Consider the following 14,118-nt stretch of genomic DNA (forward strand, 5'->3'; position numbering starts at 1 on the left):
GAGCAGGACTGGCTTGAGACTACAGATCCGGACCAAACGACTAGGGCCACAACTGACCTAATCAGGGTAGATCGTCCTCGCGTCGGGCGTTCGCCGCGCATACTATTGGCCGCATGGCGAAACGAGACCGGTTCGGCCGCGTGAAAACCGGCCCCCGCCCGAGCCGGGCTCTCTGGTGTCCTACATCCGGGCTGTGGCCAACTGCGAGATCCTCGGGTGGGAATTCCTGCGCCGCAACCCGAAAGCGGTCGATCTGAGGACCTGCCCAGCGGACGACCCAGTCGCAACAAGCGAGCTGATGGCACTCGGCGGTCGGCGGCTCACGTCGATCTTCCGGATCATGCGCGGAGATCTCGGCCGGCCGTGCATACCGGTCTGGGAGTTCTACGATTTCGCGGTCGACGAGCAAATAAACAGCATCGACGAGGACGAAGACCCCGTGTGCGCCCAGCTGTCCGTCTTGGGACTGCTGTACATGTTGGCGAAAGTCGAGGTCCATTTCCCAGACGGACAGGTCGTGGAGCGCACGCTCGACGAGGCCACCGAACGGGCGGGCGGCGGCGCGACGTCCTTCGACTTCTGTGAGGCGATGCTCACGCTCAGCAAAACCGGCACGCTCTCCTTCAACGACACCGACCCGGGCTTCTGGGAGCACATCTGCTCGCCTCCGAAATCGAAGAAGAGCGCCTCGTTCCAGTTGTTCATGGCAGGGTTCGGCCCGGATTGAAAGATCGCCGTCGCAAGAACTAGAGATCGTAGACGTCGGTGCCTTCCTCTACAGTTCGGGCATGCGCGCAACGGCACAACGAGACGACCAGCGAGGCTCCCGGCCGGGCCTTTCCCCGAGTGGTCCTTTGGACGAGGTCTGGGACGAGGTGCTCGCACGAGTCCACGCGCGCTCTCGCATCGCCCACGCCCTGCTGGAGAGCTCCTCGGCGCACCAGCCCCGCAGCGGGGAGCTCGTCGTCCGACACACCTCGTCTGCGGTCGCTGCCCGGGTCTGCGGGTCGTCGATCCCTGCCCTCGTGGCCGACGTGTTGCGCGAGATCACCGGCACGGATTGGAAAGTCACCTACGAGCACCATCCCGAAGCCCCCGAGGAACCCCGGCCCGCCAAAACCGTTGCGAAACCCGCCGCTCCCAGGAGCTTCCGCAGAGCCCGGGGCGGGCAGCCAGGCCCGGGCTCTGCGAAGCCCGCCGCGCCTCCCCAACCTCAGGACGACCCGGAGTTGACCAGGCTCCTCGGAACATTGCCGGGACACCGGCTCAGGAACATCGTGCGGACGATCCTGCTGTGGGCGCAGTTCGGCATAGGGCCCGAGCACCCCGAATACCCTGGGCACGTCGAGTCGGTGCCGAAGAGATACGGCAGGCTCGGCGCAGACGGCCCCGTCGTGGTCACGCAGTACGAGGTGACCAGGCTCCTATTGGTGGAGACGGGCTACGCAGAGTCCGTCTTCCTGCACAACAGAACGATCCCGGTGCGGATCGACTTCCCGCCCACGCCCGAGCAGATCCGGCGCTGCCTCGACGAGGCCGCCCTCGCCCCCGCGTGCTCGGCCGGCGACACCTGGGGCCCCTGCGCCCCCTTTGTGGACCGAAGAATAGACAAGTCGAAGAAGAGCCCTGGCCGTCGGGCGCGCGACGAGCTGGTCGCCGAGCTCGGGGAGCTGTGCCACTGCTGCTGGACCAACCACGCGGTCGTGCTGGACCACGACCACATCTCGAACCTCGTCCGCGGCGTCCTCTGCCACCGCTGCAACACCGCCGTCGACCGCTGCCTGCACGCAGGCGGCTGCCGGTTCGCGGACTACCTCAACAACCCACCCGCGCTCAAATTCCACATGCGCTACCGGGGCGACCGCGACAGCAAAAGAAATGCCGAGCTCCTCTGGGACGCGTACATAGCCACGCCCCAGGGCAAAGCCTTCTTCACGGCCACGCGCGACACACGGTAAGAACGCCTGAAGCCAATCCGATCAGCCGACGCAGGTCATACAGTGTCGATATCGGGCACTGGCCGCTTGTCGGCGGCCTTATCGCTCCAACACGAGCTGATGCGCCGTTCACGGCATGCGCGGTGGATCTTCTCTCCCAGCAGCTTCCTGGTTTTCTCGAGGTTCGCGGCCGTGGGCCAGTGCCCGTCGGGGTTCTTCATGAAGCGCATGAAGTAGATCTTGTCCGCCTCGTCGACGTCAGGGCGAGCCTTAGCGACGTGATCAGGGTCGGGGTCTCTGGTTTGCGCGGCGGTTCTAGGCACCCGTGCGTCGAGTTCCCCAAGGAACTTGCGAAGTCCAAATTCCTTATCGCCGGGCCGGATTCCCAGCGCGTCGTAGAGCGCGTAGAGCTCTTTGGCCTCTTCTATCCACGGGATGACCTTGAACCCTGGACGCATTTCCAAGACCGTTTTGAACGACCCAACCCGAGCGACCAGCAAAAGCTGGAACGGTTCGCAGTCGATGAAGAACACCACCACGAAATCGGTTTTGCCTCTGTGGCGGTACCCGAACTGCGCCCAAGGTCGACCTGATGCCCTCATCGACCGATACAGCCGACCCAACCCTGCCATGACGATCGGTTCCCCGTGGCCGTTTCCGGGCTGTGCGCTCACGCGATCAGTATGCCGCGTTCGAACCGCCGAAGCCGGGGCGTCTGCGTCGTGGTTGTGGCCGGAGGGCCCGCACCAGCGGATCTGTAAGCCCGGCCGGGATTTGTCAGTGCCCGGTGCTATCACAGTTGCTATGCAAAGAGGCTGGTACTGGCGCGCAAGCAACGAAGGTGTGTATCGGGTTTTCTCGCACGAGGAGATGCCCTTGAACCCGGACACGCCCGCTCGTGCGAGCTGCGCGATCGTCGCGGTGTTCACCCCTGCCACAGGAAATGGCCATGAGATGGGGACTTTCTACGAGGCCGAGGCGCTCGCACGCGGCTGGGAGCGGATCACACAGGCGAGAGCGCTCGCCGAACTGGCCGCCCGTGAGGTGGACATCGCCGCGCTCGGGCGGCAGGGCTGGGTCATCGAAGGGGAGGAGTTCGGCCCTCTGGATGTGCCCCCCGCCGAAGTCGGCGAGATCCGCGGCGGATCGTGGCGGGCCGACCCGGAAGCCCAGGTGTGGGCGTGCGTGGACTTCGACTACGCGAGGACGAGCGACGTGCGGGGCAGCAGCTCGTTCGGCAGGAGCGACCGGCCAGTTCAGGAGTGGACGCTGCGACGCGGCGCGGCGTTGGTCGTGGCCGTCCGGCCCGAGTCGGGCGAGTTCTCCGTCCTCTCGGAGGAGTTCTTCGATGGGCCGGACCCGGCCCGGCAGTTCGTGAGCCTCGCAGCCAAGGTGGACCGGGTCTTGGGCCATAACCTGTTGGCCAGTGACTATCAGGCCATCGGCCAAGTGGCCGATCTCCCCGACGAGTTGATCAGCAAGACCGTCGACGTTCTTGACGTGCTGTTGCGCTACGAGCACTCCCGCCGACCGGCCATCAAATCGTCGAACGGGCTGAGCCTCGCAGAACTGGCCTGGCTCAACTGCGGCCTCGTGCGGAGCAAAGCGGGCCGCCACAGCGTGTGGGGGGTGAAGCTCGCAGCCCCATCGTCGGAGGAGAAGGAAAGCCCGATACACGACTGCAAACTGACCGTCGCTCTCTGGTCCGCGCTGGTGTCGTCCGAATCTGCGGTGACCGGTCGGAGCAAGCCCGACCCGATGGAGCTCGACGCGCTCGCGTCATGCCAGCTCAAAGGAGAGATCCCCTGTATGACCGGAGAGCAGTGGCACGACGAGCGCCGGGGCGAGCCGAGGTCCGGGCATCGCGCGCTCGCCTGGAGCAAACACGCCGACGAATGGATCGCAAGAATCACCGCTCCCGTCCCGGACAGGACGATGCGCCAGTTGCGCGAGATCCACGCCCGCTTGCGTTCGCGAGAGCTCGTGACGGGGGACGGCTCGGACGAGCAGCTGCTTCGCGGCGTGCAGCAGCTCAAGGGGAAGCTCAACGCGGCGCTGCGGAACAGCCCAGACGGCGGCTTACCGAACGAGCTGGCAGAGCACTACGCGGTCGCGCTGTGGGAGACGACCCATCCGGAGATCTTCGGCGAGCTAAGAGTCTTCTTCGCAAGCCAGAAAGCTTTGTGTTCCATAGCCAAACCCGTGGTCTTCGAGTGTCTCGACGAGCACCGCGCCGGCGTGCGCCGCGCCGCGCGAGGCGAACCGCACGAGATACCCCGCCACTATGAGGACTTCTTGCGCGGCTTCGCGCGAGGCCCCGACGAGGAGTTCATCGGCGCATGGCTGGAGAAGCTCTCGTGGGACGAAGAATTCGAGCCCTGGCGCGAGACCTCCCAGGCGTATAGCGACCTCAAAAAAATCGAGTTCTACAACGTCCTGTTCGGGACAAGATGACCTGCAAACCTGCGCCGAAGACAGCGCCCCGAGCTCGACGGCGAAAACCCCACGCCCGCCACTGCCCGCAGCCTGGAGAGTCCCTCGCCGACTTGTATCCCGAGCTGGCAGCAGAGTGGCACCCCACCCTCAACAGCCCGCTCACTCCCCGAGATGTCAAATCGATGAGCAACAAAAGGGCCCACTGGCGCTGCGGCTCATGCGGGGAAACATGGGAGACGACCGTTGTGAACCGGACTTTGAGCAACGGCCCAGGGTGTCGAAAGTGCTCGATGCAAAAAGCGGGTAGAGCACGAAGAACCCCAAAATCAGGGGAGTCGATCGCCGAGCTGCGGCCAGACCTGGCGGCAGAGTGGCATCCGACCCGCAATGGCGTGCTCACGCCGCACGATGTGAGGCCTGGCAGTGAGTTGCCAATATGGTGGCGGTGCTCCACCAACGCGCACGAATGGATGAGCACCGCGTGGAGCCGCTCGAACGGCTCAAGATGCCCCCACTGTCAATTATGGAACACGAGCGCCGAAGAAATACGGCTGAAGTGCGAACTCTCCGCAGCAGGCGTCCCCTTCGACCTCTCGAACTCGGTGCAGATCCCATCGCAAGCCCGACCTCTGCTCTGCGACATGGTTTGCTCCGGGTGGAAGCTGATCCTAGAGTTCGACGGCTACCGTTTCCACCGCACCGCTGAAAGCGCGCGCAGAGACTCCTTGAAAACCAATCTTCTCGAGGACGCGGGGTGGACGGTCGTCAGGATTCGCGAAGAGTTGGAACTGATCGACGAGGCAAACGACGTGAGGGTCGCGAAAGGCTCTTCGGAGCTGGCCCGCGCGAAGACAGTCTTACGGAAGCTGCGCCAGCTTGGCTTCGAAGCTCCGAACCACGACGCCTACATGGGTTCTACAACACCTAAGGGCGCGTTGGAGGCGAATGCGGCCCTCCGCCGCGAACTGAGTGATTCTCTAGCAGCGAGAGACCCCGAACTGGCGGCGGAATGGCACCCCACCCTCAACGGCAAGCTCACCCCGGGAGACGTCAAACCCCGCAGCGGCGAGAACATCTGGTGGTCATGCACCATCTGCGGCCACGCGTGGCAAGCCCGCGTGGTCAAACGCACGGGAGGCCGAGGATGCCCCCCATGCGCCAGAAAACGCCAAGGGGACCTGCGAAGAACCCCGAAGCCAGGCGGGTCTCTCGCCGAGCTGCGGCCAGAGCTGGCCGAGCAATGGCACCCCACCCTCAACGGCGAGCTCACCCCGGGAAACGTCAAACCCGGCAGCACGCTGCTGGCCTATTGGCAGTGCCCCGCATGCAAGGGCGTGTGGCAAACTGCGGTGAACGGCCGTTCAGCGGGCAAAGCGCTTGGATGCCGAAGCTGCGCCCAAAAGCAAAGACGACGCGGCGCGGTTCCAAAATCTGACTGAACCGGCTTGATCATGCTTAATCTCGCGGGTGATACTTCGAAACCACTCGTCAAGTTGCAGTATGACGATGCTCAGGGAACCCGGCCGGGCTCCTAATTGCCCTATAGGGCAATTAGATTCTCGAAGCGAACCTGCCTCCGGCTTGCTATTCAGCATGTTCTGATATCCGGTATTACCGGTACAGCGAGGAACAAATCCGGCGAGTTGATCTTCTCGGGGGAGGACGACGCGATCGCCCAATCGCACTGGCTCATCACCCATAAATGGGTCCGGGTCGAGGACGGAGGCCTGCGCCGAGGCGAAGCAGCGCAGAAGATCTCCCAACAACGCCAAGAGGCACGTCAAAAAGCCCTCGCGGAAAGGCAGAGCGGCTAAGCCCGTGGGCCTAAAGCGCTCCCCCGCGCTCGCGGACCGCTTCGACGAAACGCGAGCGTTGCTCCTCGTAGGAGCGATCGTCCTCGTCAAAGGCCTCTTCGTCGTCTTCCTCGTCGAAATCCTCCTCGTCGAAGTCGTCGTCATCGTATGAGCCGTGGCCGCCGTCGCTGTACTCGCGGTAGACCAGCCAGCACCCGTAGATGCCGGACAAGAGGTCCTCGAGCAGGTCGAGCGCGGGGCGCCGCGGGTCAAGGAGGGAAACCCGGACCTCCGCGCGCAGAGCGTCGTACGTGCGAGGCTGAGCCTCTCGGTACGGCTTCGCGTTCTCGTTCACTATCGCGATGACCTCTTCCAGGTCGCTCAGGTTGGCGATCCTGCCTTCGGCGGCGAACAAAGCCTCGCGCACGAGATCCGCCACGACCTCGTGCGCAGGCACCCCGAGGTCGAGGAGCTCGAGCACCCTGGTGGGCGTCTCCACAGGCAGCGCCTCGATGTCGTCCGCCTCGATGACGACACCGGTGAGCTCGCGCCCAGACTCGTCGGCGGCGACGCTCGCCGCAGCGCGCAGCCAGCGGGCCGCCGCCACCGCCGCAGCGGTCGGCTCGATCAGAGTGAACAAGTCGGTCGAGCCGAGCGGATTCTCCCGCAAGATCTGATCGGCGGCATGCACCTGCACGGGCGAGGCCTCGACCCGGCTCAGTAGCACCGCCTGCTGGGCGCGACCGGAAAGATCGCCCAACTCGGCCCGCTCGACCGCAGCGAGCTCCTCTCGCACCTCAGCTTCCACCGCGCGCCCGAACTCGGCATCGCTAAAAGCGGACAGAGCGTCGGCCACCTGCTCCGCCGCGTTGAGCACAGGATCGTAGGAACTTTCCACGAACCCGCTTTCACGCTGCTTCGCCCGCTCCCCCCGGGCCTCGATCACCGAGAGCACCTCCGCGAACGCGCGACGCGACTCCTGCTGACGCCAGCCCTCCGTGTTCACCTCGACGTTCTCGTAAGCGCTGGCAGGGAACACGTAGCACCGCCACAACTGCTCGCACAGCCGCGACAGCTTGCCCGCCAGAACGACAAGCGCTTCCAGCTCATCAGACGATGATCGCGCCACACTCTTGGCGACATCACCCCGACCCGTGCCCCAGGCTGCGATGAGCACACCCTCGTCGCGGTCCACCGCGTACCTCGTCACAACAACCCTCCTGAACCGATTGCGGAAAATTCGACCAAATCCCATGCCGACAGCACGTGAGTCGGCTCACTGTACATCAGCAAGAAGACCAATCCGAGCGATCACCCCGACCGCCCAGCATCGGAGTCATGGATCACATATTCCATACGAAAAGCAGACACAAACCCCCGGGAGCAGCCTTCGTGATGCGAACCGACGGCGGATTGATGGGTGGGGCAGGTAGGCCCTGACTCCGTATCTGCACACGGGAGGTGGCCCTCACATGCGATTCAAAGCCTTCTCCGGGCCCGAGATGTTTAGCCCCGCGCAACGATGGACAAGGAGGACGAGATCCACGGACAAGACATCGTTATAGGCCCTCGTTGCCCCTGGCCAGTGAGTTCTGCAAATAGCCCACTCGGGCGATTTGTTCGTCACGCGTATCGCCTATGCTGAGAGCGGGCCATCCCAATAAGCTTGAACGCGACCATTGCCGTGTCGGGGAGCCCGGGCAGCAACTGACGGATCGACACTTTCAAGGAAGATACGGTGGACATCAGCCTTCGAGTTCTCAAATATGCGGTAACGGTCGCCGAGCAGGGGAGTTTCACTGCGGCGGCAGAGGTTTTGTACGTGTCGCAGCCTTCGCTGAGCAGGCAGGTCCGCCAGCTGGAGGAAGATCTCGGGGTCGTGCTTTTCGAGCGGAACCGACGGGGGATCGAGCCCACCGAATCAGGGAAAGAATTCCTCGACACCGCCAAAGGGATCTTGGAGGGCATGGAGGACGCCGTCAACAAGGTGAAGATGGCAGAGGCCGCGGGCCAGCAGGTGCTGCGCGTCGGGGTGAACGGCCCCAGCACGGGGCGGCTGACCGCGCGTCTTCGGGCTCGTTTCGCGAAACTGTGCCCCGACGTGGAAATCCAACCGAAAGCAGTCGACTGGGGCGGCGAGGCCGCCGCGCTGCGAGAGGGCCTGGTGGACGCGGCTTTCCTCTGGCTGCCCGCTGATGTCGAAGGACTGGCCACGACAGTGGTCGACATGACGCACCGGTCCGTCGCGCTGCCGATCGACCACCCGCTCTGCGCCAAGCCGTATGTCGTCCTCCAAGACCTTCGGGACGAACCACGGATCTGGTTGAGCCGGAAGTCGCGGAAGTGGGTCGACTGGTGGGCTGCTTATGCCCATGGCGACAAGCCCGCTCCGGCCTGGGGGCCGGAGGCCGACAGCATCGACGAGATGCTGGAGTACACGGGCGCCGGGCGCGGGGTTTTCTTCATGCCGTCGACGATCGCGGACCTCTGCGTGCGCGAGGACATACGGTGGCGCCCCCTCGACGGAGAGGAATGCACGAGCCTCGCCGTCGGGTATGTGAAGGCTTCAGCCGACCCGCACGTCGCCGCGTTCGCGAAAGCCTGCGTCGCGGCGAACCGGTCGTCGAAATTTCAGTTCGAAGAGAACATGGGGTCGCCCAAACGCCTCACCGCGGCGAAGTCGATTTCGCGGCCCGCGTGAGCGTAGGCCCGGCCTCCTTCGTTCTGGGCGTCGCGCCAGGCGAGCGCCTTGCGCACGGCGGTTAGTCCGAACCCGCACGGGTCCGGGACCCCGAAAAGGTTGACGACGAAGAAGGTGAAGCCTGCCTCGGCGTACAGCCGCGCCTGGCGCGCGCCAGGCCAGTAGGCGCAGCGCTCGATTTCGGCGGGGTCCCGCCCGGCCCGTGTCGCGTGCATGTCGAGCAGCGCGCTTTTTTGACGGAGCGATTCGAGGTCGCCGAGCCAATGCCAGATGTCCGCGTGCTGGGCGGCTGCGGGCAGCATCTCCTTCTCGCCGCCCCCACCGATCAAAATGGGGATCTTCCGCGTCGGTTCCGGGTTGAGGTTCGCGAGGCGGTGCTTGATCCGCGCCAGAGACTCGACGAAGAACTCCGCGCGCGAGCCCGGAGTGCCGAAGTCGTACCCGTACTCCGAGTAGTCGTTCTCGTACCAGCCCGCGCCGAGCCCCAGGATCAGCCTGCCAGTCCCCGAAGCTCCCGCGCTGATGTGGTCCACGGTGCGGGCCATGTCCGCGAGCAGGTCGGGGTTGCGGTAGTCGACGTTGGACACCAGGGCTCCGATCTGCGTGCGCTCGGTCCGCTCCGCCCATGCCGCGAGCGTGGTCCACGACTCGAAGTTGGGGCTCTGCGGCTGCTCCGGCGCGAGGATCGGGCCATTCGTGTCCACGCCCGCGACGACTGGCGGGCGGAAATGGTCGTGGCCGAAGATCGCGTCCACCCCGAGCGCTTCGAGCCTGAGGACCCGGTCCCGGATCACCTGGTACTTGGTCTGGTAGACGGCGGGGAGGAACACGCCTATTCGAATACGGCCCATGGCTAGCATCCTAGGTCGCAGGTTTCAGGGCGTTGCGCGAAGGACGGCGAACGCCCCGACCCCTCGAATCTCGCTGCTGGCGTGGGCGCTGGCAGCAAAACAAGGCGTTCGCCGTCTTTCGACCGCCAGAGAGCGGTCTGTTTTGTGGACGAGAGCCCGATGGAGCGGGTTTCTCGACTGGATCTGGGCGTGGTGTGCTCGTTCAGCTGGGCAGGAAAACGGTTTTTCACGTAGCGCCCCGCTCGCGAGCTCTGAGAACACGAGTCGCCTTGGCTCCGGCGGCCGTGACTCGCCCAGAGAACTCGAAACCGGGGGTCGCCGGCGCGGCGGGGGCGTGCGGGTACTCATGAGGATATCTGCCGGGTTCACCAGCCGCGTGGATTTCGACCACGACTTCATGGGCGGCAGGAATCTTCTGCTATATCGATCAGCGGCGGGTCGCCGCACTCTCGGACAATGACACGTGACATGTGCTCTCCCTTGCCGGGTCAATGGAAATTGCTACTGCTGCGATAACGGTTCGCGGTACCCTTGGCTCACCTCTACGACGATTCCGTCGGGATCTGCGAGCCAGACGCTGCGCCAACCTGGGATGAAGTCGTTGAAATCTATCGGCCCGAGGGTGACCGTCGCGGCGTCCCCCATCTCGTGCAGAAAAGCATCGAGGTCGTTCACTCGGAAGGCGAGATGTCTGACCGACCCAGCTGTTTGCGGGCCATCCGCATGCGGAGCCTGGGGCGTTGCCGCGCTCACCGAGTCACCGCCGAAAAGCTCTAGGCACGCGTCGCCAAGTTTCAGGAAGATGGTCGTGCTACCAGAGTTTTCGAAGACTCTGGACCGAGTGAACCCGAACCATTTCGTGTAAAATTCCTCAGTGGTCGATATATCGCGGCAATTGAGTGCCACATGCGACCATGCGATGAAAGCCGTGGGGGATGCGCGTTGCTCGTTCATCGCGGTGTCCGATCGCCAACAGGCACGACGGGCTCGCTCGCAGGGCCGGCGCAGAGTGTGGGGAGGAACTGGTCCCGGGCCGGGATGGTCTGCTTGATGTGCGCGTCGAGGCGGGCCTTGCTGTCCCATCGCTCGAAAAGGGTGAGACGCGTGTGGTCGTTCGTGTGCTGGAGCCAGATGAAATCAGGACAGCCGATGCTGGACCTGGCGATCTTCTGGATTCCGAGCAGCACTGACACGGCATTGGCCTCCTTCCCCGGTTGAACTTGTATATCCATTAAAAATGCAAGCATCATTCTCTCCGTCCCGCTCGTGGGCTTCGGGCAACTCGACTCCGAGTTGTTCCGTGGCCTCGCAGTGTCTGCCAAGACCCATCGATCGCTTCTCTCGCCGTTCGCGATCCATCGGACTTCGACGCCCGTTCAGCTGACTGCGCTGCGGTCGGGGCTTTCTCGAGGATCTTTTGACGTGGCGTCCTGGCAGTCTGTTCCGGGCTGTTGCGCGGTCATAGTGTCGCCGAGCCGTCGGCGTACTCGATCCGGTCGACAACGTAGGAGAGGATTTCGAGCTTGCCTGTCGACGCGGAAGGCTGGACGGTCCATGTCTGGTACGCGTCCGCCGTGATCCGTCGGCTCTTCGCGTCGGGAGGGCTCCAGGTGCTCGCCTCCCATCGCACAACCAGGTTGACCTGGGTGCTCACGCCTGGCTCCGTGTCCACGTCGATTGATTTGACGGTATGCGTCTCGTCGAAGAACAAGCCCAATGCCCGCTCGTACCACTGGGCGAACCCCGAGAGCCCGTGAAAGCCGCCTTCGGGGACCCGAAGCTCGAAGTCGTCGCCCGCGAGCAGCGGGGCCAAGTCTGCGGCTGGGGCGTGGTCGTCTAATGCTCGGTACCACTGCGAAGCGAATGATCGTATCTGCTCCGGCGAACTCATGATTCCCCTTTCGTGCGGGCGGGCTTGGCTTTGGCAGGCGCCAGCGCGGGGAAGGGCCGCTTCGGGGCTTCCTTCGCGCCGAACGTGCTTTGAACAGTGGTTGCCGCCATTTCAGATCACCGTGGGCAGGGCGGTCAGGCTGACTTGCACGGTCAGCTCGGAGTCCGATTTCGGCAGATGGACGGCAAGGGCTTCGGGGTCGAAGTCGTGGTAGAGGTCTCCGTCGACGCGGACGGCGGAGATGCGGAACGATCCGGGCGGCAAGGCGTCGGGCGCGACCCGCAGGATGTCGTCGGCGAAGGCATGGTTCGCGACGGGCTTGAACCAGAGGGACAACGGCTCCTGGTACAAGAGGCTGGTGTAGATGGTCGCGAGGTAGCACAGCTCGGCGGAGTGGTACATGCTCATCGCGTGCGAGCCCTTGCCGCGCTCGTCGCCGACGAGGTAGGGGAGGCCGTTCGCCAGGACGGTGAAGAACACGCCGCCGTTGTCGTGGTCGAGGAAGTTGGCGTTGTAGAAGGCCGCGGCCTCGAAGGCCTCGTTCCGGTAGGCCTTGTCCACAGTCGCGGCGAGGATGCCGTACGCGAGGATCGCCTGCTCCTGCTGCCACCACGCTTTGCGATCGTGCCAGACGAAGCGGTCGTCGGCGTACGGGGCGCGTTCGAGCACGTCGTACCAGCCGCCTCGGCGGCGGTCGAGACCGTACCAGGGCATGGTCTGGGCGATCCGGATCGCGTTGGAGAGGAGGCGCTTGTCGTCCCACAGCCCGGCCATGCGGGCCAGGTTCCAGGCGATCTTTAGGTTGTGCCCGACCACTGCGCGGTTTTTCTGCCAGCCCCAACGTTCGTCGGGGCGCCAGTCCGAGAGGAAGCGTTCTTGGACGAAAGGAGACTCCTTCACCCGGACGTTCGGCCTCGGGAAGTGCGTGACGACGATGTCGAAGCAGTATTTGAGCATGTCGAGGTAGCGTTGCTCGCCGGTCGCCAAATACAGGTTGAAGAGGTACGCGGGGGCGTGGTCGCCGTTGGAGTTCCAGTTCTTCTTCGCCTGGTTCTGGCCAAGCGAGAGGGCGTTCGGGCTCCACGACTTCGGGTCGAGGTGGGAGAAATACCCGCCGTGCACCGTGTCTTTGTAATAGCGGTCGAAGAGCTCGACGGTGCCTTGGATCGCCTCGAGCAGCGCGGGGTCGCCGGTGGCCCGGAACGTCTGCGTGAGGCCGGAGAGCGCGTAGATCTGCTCGTACGCGGGGACCTGGCCGTAGTCGTCGCTGAACTCGGAGGTGGTGAGCCGCCGTGGGCCGCCGGGTTCCATGCTGAGCCCGAAGATCCATGAGACGACGTCCTCGGCGGGGCTGTCGCCCCGGAAGTTCTCGTTGAGGTACCGGCTCCCGGCGGTGGCGACTTCCAAATGGGTGTTGTCGCCGGTGATCAGGTACGCGGAAGCCATGCCGTAGACCATTCGCGAAATCGTGTCCGTCTCCTGGACGACGTGGTCCGCCCGTTTCCGCCCGTCCCGCTCCAAGTACGTTCGGTACTGCGTGAAGTCGACCGGGCCGTGGCCGAACTGGGCAGTGCGGTAGAAGCTGGCCAGCTGGTCGATCTGCCAGAGCCACCATCCGGGGGTCGACATCGGGTTGCCGACGCTCGTGCCCACGATGGTGACGACGTTGGCATGGTGCGTGTAGCCGCCGTCGTTCGGGATCATCGGGCCGTAGGCGAGGATGAGGCTGCCAGTCTCGATCTCGCCAGAGAGCAGGTCGCCCCGCGCGTCGACGGGGTCGCCGCCGAGATTGCGCAGGCGGCCGACGCTCGTCGTGTTGTTCACCTCGACGCGCAGTGGTTTGCCGTCCAGGCCGCGCAGGTCGAGGTGGTGTTCGGACTGTCCAACCAAGTAGCCGATGACCGAGTCGGAGAACGACCAGCTCATGGTTTCTGCTCCTTCAGTTTCTTGATGATCGCGGCGGCGAAGAGGGGGTGCTGGTCTGCGGTGCGGGCCGTGATCAGGTCTCCGTCCTCGACGACGTCCGCGTCCGTGTACCGGGCTCCCATGTTCCGCACGTCCCCCACGAGGTTGTTGTGGCAGGTCACCTGACGTCCCGCAATGAGCTCGGGGAGGAGCGAGACGAGCCAGAGCCCGTGGCAGATGGCGCCTTTCACGATGTCCTCTCGGGCGAAGGCCTGGCGGAGCAGCTCGAGCGCGGGAGGGATGTCGCCGGGCTTCTCCGCGTACCGCAGCCGGTCCGCCACGAACCCGCCCGGCACGAGGAGCGCGCTCAGCCTGCCGACCCCTCGGTCGAGGTAGCCGGCAAGGTCCTCGACCGGCAGGCTGAGCGGCGCGTGGAAATCGTGGTCGGTGTAGACGGGCGGCGGCCCTCCCCAGAATCTGGTGAGGAGGTGAACAGTCGCGCCCTCTTCTTCGAACCGGCCCCGATAGAAGTGGATCTCCCGAAGGATGTGGTCGCTCTCGACGAGGACCCCGATATGGGCCCCGGTCAATGCTGTCATCGTTG

At 64.6% G+C, this 14,118-nt stretch carries 14 protein-coding genes; 6 read left to right on the forward strand and 8 right to left on the reverse strand.

Annotated features, from left to right (window positions below; genetic code table 11):
- The first annotated feature begins 193 nt into the window (after positions 1 to 193).
- Positions 194 to 727 (forward strand): hypothetical protein, encoded by a 534-nt coding sequence (locus ACRC20_RS09620; RefSeq protein ID WP_438686132.1) that lies wholly within the window; start codon positions 194 to 196, stop codon positions 725 to 727.
- 61 nt (positions 728 to 788) lie between these two features.
- Positions 789 to 1,958 (forward strand): endonuclease domain-containing protein, encoded by a 1,170-nt coding sequence (locus tag ACRC20_RS09625; protein ID WP_438686133.1) that lies wholly within the window; start codon positions 789 to 791, stop codon positions 1,956 to 1,958.
- A gap of 35 nt (positions 1,959 to 1,993) precedes the next feature.
- Here ACRC20_RS09625 and ACRC20_RS09630 read toward each other — a convergent pair whose 3' ends face one another.
- A complete protein-coding gene (locus tag ACRC20_RS09630; RefSeq protein WP_438686134.1) occupies positions 1,994 to 2,611 on the reverse strand; it encodes a DUF6037 family protein in 618 nt (205 codons plus the stop codon).
- A 202-nt stretch (positions 2,612 to 2,813) separates the two neighbouring features.
- Between ACRC20_RS09630 and ACRC20_RS09635 the strand changes: the two genes are divergently transcribed.
- From ACRC20_RS09635 to ACRC20_RS09645, 3 genes are all read left to right on the forward strand, one after another.
- Positions 2,814 to 4,391: a hypothetical protein gene (locus ACRC20_RS09635; protein WP_438686135.1), complete on the forward strand. Its 1,578-nt coding sequence runs from the start codon at positions 2,814 to 2,816 to the stop codon at positions 4,389 to 4,391.
- Positions 4,388 to 5,812, forward strand: a complete 1,425-nt coding sequence (locus ACRC20_RS09640; protein WP_438686136.1) for a zinc-ribbon domain-containing protein — start codon at positions 4,388 to 4,390, stop codon at positions 5,810 to 5,812. The genes ACRC20_RS09635 and ACRC20_RS09640 overlap by 4 nt, the downstream gene beginning before the upstream one ends.
- Positions 5,813 to 6,016: 204 nt before the next feature.
- A complete protein-coding gene (locus ACRC20_RS09645; protein WP_438686137.1) occupies positions 6,017 to 6,187 on the forward strand; it encodes a hypothetical protein in 171 nt (56 codons plus the stop codon).
- Between the two features lie 10 nt (positions 6,188 to 6,197).
- On the opposite strand, the gene ACRC20_RS09650 is transcribed toward ACRC20_RS09645, so the two are convergent.
- Positions 6,198 to 7,376, reverse strand: a complete 1,179-nt coding sequence (locus ACRC20_RS09650) for a hypothetical protein (RefSeq protein WP_438686138.1) — start codon at positions 7,374 to 7,376, stop codon at positions 6,198 to 6,200.
- A gap of 528 nt (positions 7,377 to 7,904) precedes the next feature.
- On the opposite strand from ACRC20_RS09650, the gene ACRC20_RS09655 reads away from it, so the two are divergent.
- A complete protein-coding gene (locus tag ACRC20_RS09655; protein WP_438686139.1) occupies positions 7,905 to 8,867 on the forward strand; it encodes a LysR family transcriptional regulator in 963 nt (320 codons plus the stop codon).
- Here the strand turns inward: ACRC20_RS09655 and ACRC20_RS09660 are convergent.
- From ACRC20_RS09660 to ACRC20_RS09685, 6 genes are all read right to left on the reverse strand, one after another.
- Positions 8,798 to 9,718, reverse strand: a complete 921-nt coding sequence (locus ACRC20_RS09660) for an LLM class F420-dependent oxidoreductase (RefSeq protein ID WP_438686140.1) — start codon at positions 9,716 to 9,718, stop codon at positions 8,798 to 8,800. The genes ACRC20_RS09655 and ACRC20_RS09660 overlap by 70 nt on opposite strands.
- Before the next feature lie 501 nt (positions 9,719 to 10,219).
- Positions 10,220 to 10,672, reverse strand: coding sequence for a VOC family protein (locus tag ACRC20_RS09665; protein ID WP_438686141.1), 453 nt, complete (start codon positions 10,670 to 10,672; stop codon positions 10,220 to 10,222).
- Entirely contained in the window at positions 10,669 to 10,968 is a 300-nt protein-coding gene (locus ACRC20_RS09670) for a putative quinol monooxygenase (RefSeq protein WP_438686142.1), read from the reverse strand. The genes ACRC20_RS09665 and ACRC20_RS09670 overlap by 4 nt, the downstream gene beginning before the upstream one ends.
- Positions 10,969 to 11,177: 209 nt before the next feature.
- The gene (locus ACRC20_RS09675; protein WP_438686143.1) at positions 11,178 to 11,609 is read right to left on the reverse strand and encodes a nuclear transport factor 2 family protein; all 432 of its coding nucleotides are present in this window, start codon (positions 11,607 to 11,609) and stop codon (positions 11,178 to 11,180) included.
- 111 nt (positions 11,610 to 11,720) lie between these two features.
- Positions 11,721 to 13,535 (reverse strand): AGE family epimerase/isomerase, encoded by a 1,815-nt coding sequence (locus tag ACRC20_RS09680; protein ID WP_438686144.1) that lies wholly within the window; start codon positions 13,533 to 13,535, stop codon positions 11,721 to 11,723.
- Positions 13,532 to 14,113: a DJ-1/PfpI family protein gene (locus tag ACRC20_RS09685; protein WP_438686145.1), complete on the reverse strand. Its 582-nt coding sequence runs from the start codon at positions 14,111 to 14,113 to the stop codon at positions 13,532 to 13,534. Before ACRC20_RS09685 ends, ACRC20_RS09680 begins: the two co-directional genes overlap by 4 nt.
- Between the last annotated feature and the right edge of the window lie 5 nt (positions 14,114 to 14,118).

Source organism: Segniliparus sp., from assembly GCF_051660745.1.
In the GTDB taxonomy this organism is placed as follows: domain Bacteria; phylum Actinomycetota; class Actinomycetes; order Mycobacteriales; family Mycobacteriaceae; genus Segniliparus.

What these genes read in the sequence shown, in the direction of transcription:
- ACRC20_RS09685 (WP_438686145.1), bottom strand. Translation starts at nt 14,113, where the DNA reads ATGACAGCATTGACCGGGGCCCATATCGGGGTCCTCGTCGAGAGCGAC.
- ACRC20_RS09680 (WP_438686144.1), bottom strand. Translation starts at nt 13,535, where the DNA reads ATGAGCTGGTCGTTCTCCGACTCGGTCATCGGCTACTTGGTTGGACAG.
- ACRC20_RS09675 (WP_438686143.1), bottom strand. Translation starts at nt 11,609, where the DNA reads ATGAGTTCGCCGGAGCAGATACGATCATTCGCTTCGCAGTGGTACCGA.
- ACRC20_RS09670 (WP_438686142.1), bottom strand. Translation starts at nt 10,968, where the DNA reads ATGATGCTTGCATTTTTAATGGATATACAAGTTCAACCGGGGAAGGAG.
- ACRC20_RS09665 (WP_438686141.1), bottom strand. Translation starts at nt 10,672, where the DNA reads ATGAACGAGCAACGCGCATCCCCCACGGCTTTCATCGCATGGTCGCAT.
- ACRC20_RS09640 (WP_438686136.1), top strand. Translation starts at nt 4,388, where the DNA reads ATGACCTGCAAACCTGCGCCGAAGACAGCGCCCCGAGCTCGACGGCGA.
- ACRC20_RS09660 (WP_438686140.1), bottom strand. Translation starts at nt 9,718, where the DNA reads ATGGGCCGTATTCGAATAGGCGTGTTCCTCCCCGCCGTCTACCAGACC.
- ACRC20_RS09625 (WP_438686133.1), top strand. Translation starts at nt 789, where the DNA reads ATGCGCGCAACGGCACAACGAGACGACCAGCGAGGCTCCCGGCCGGGC.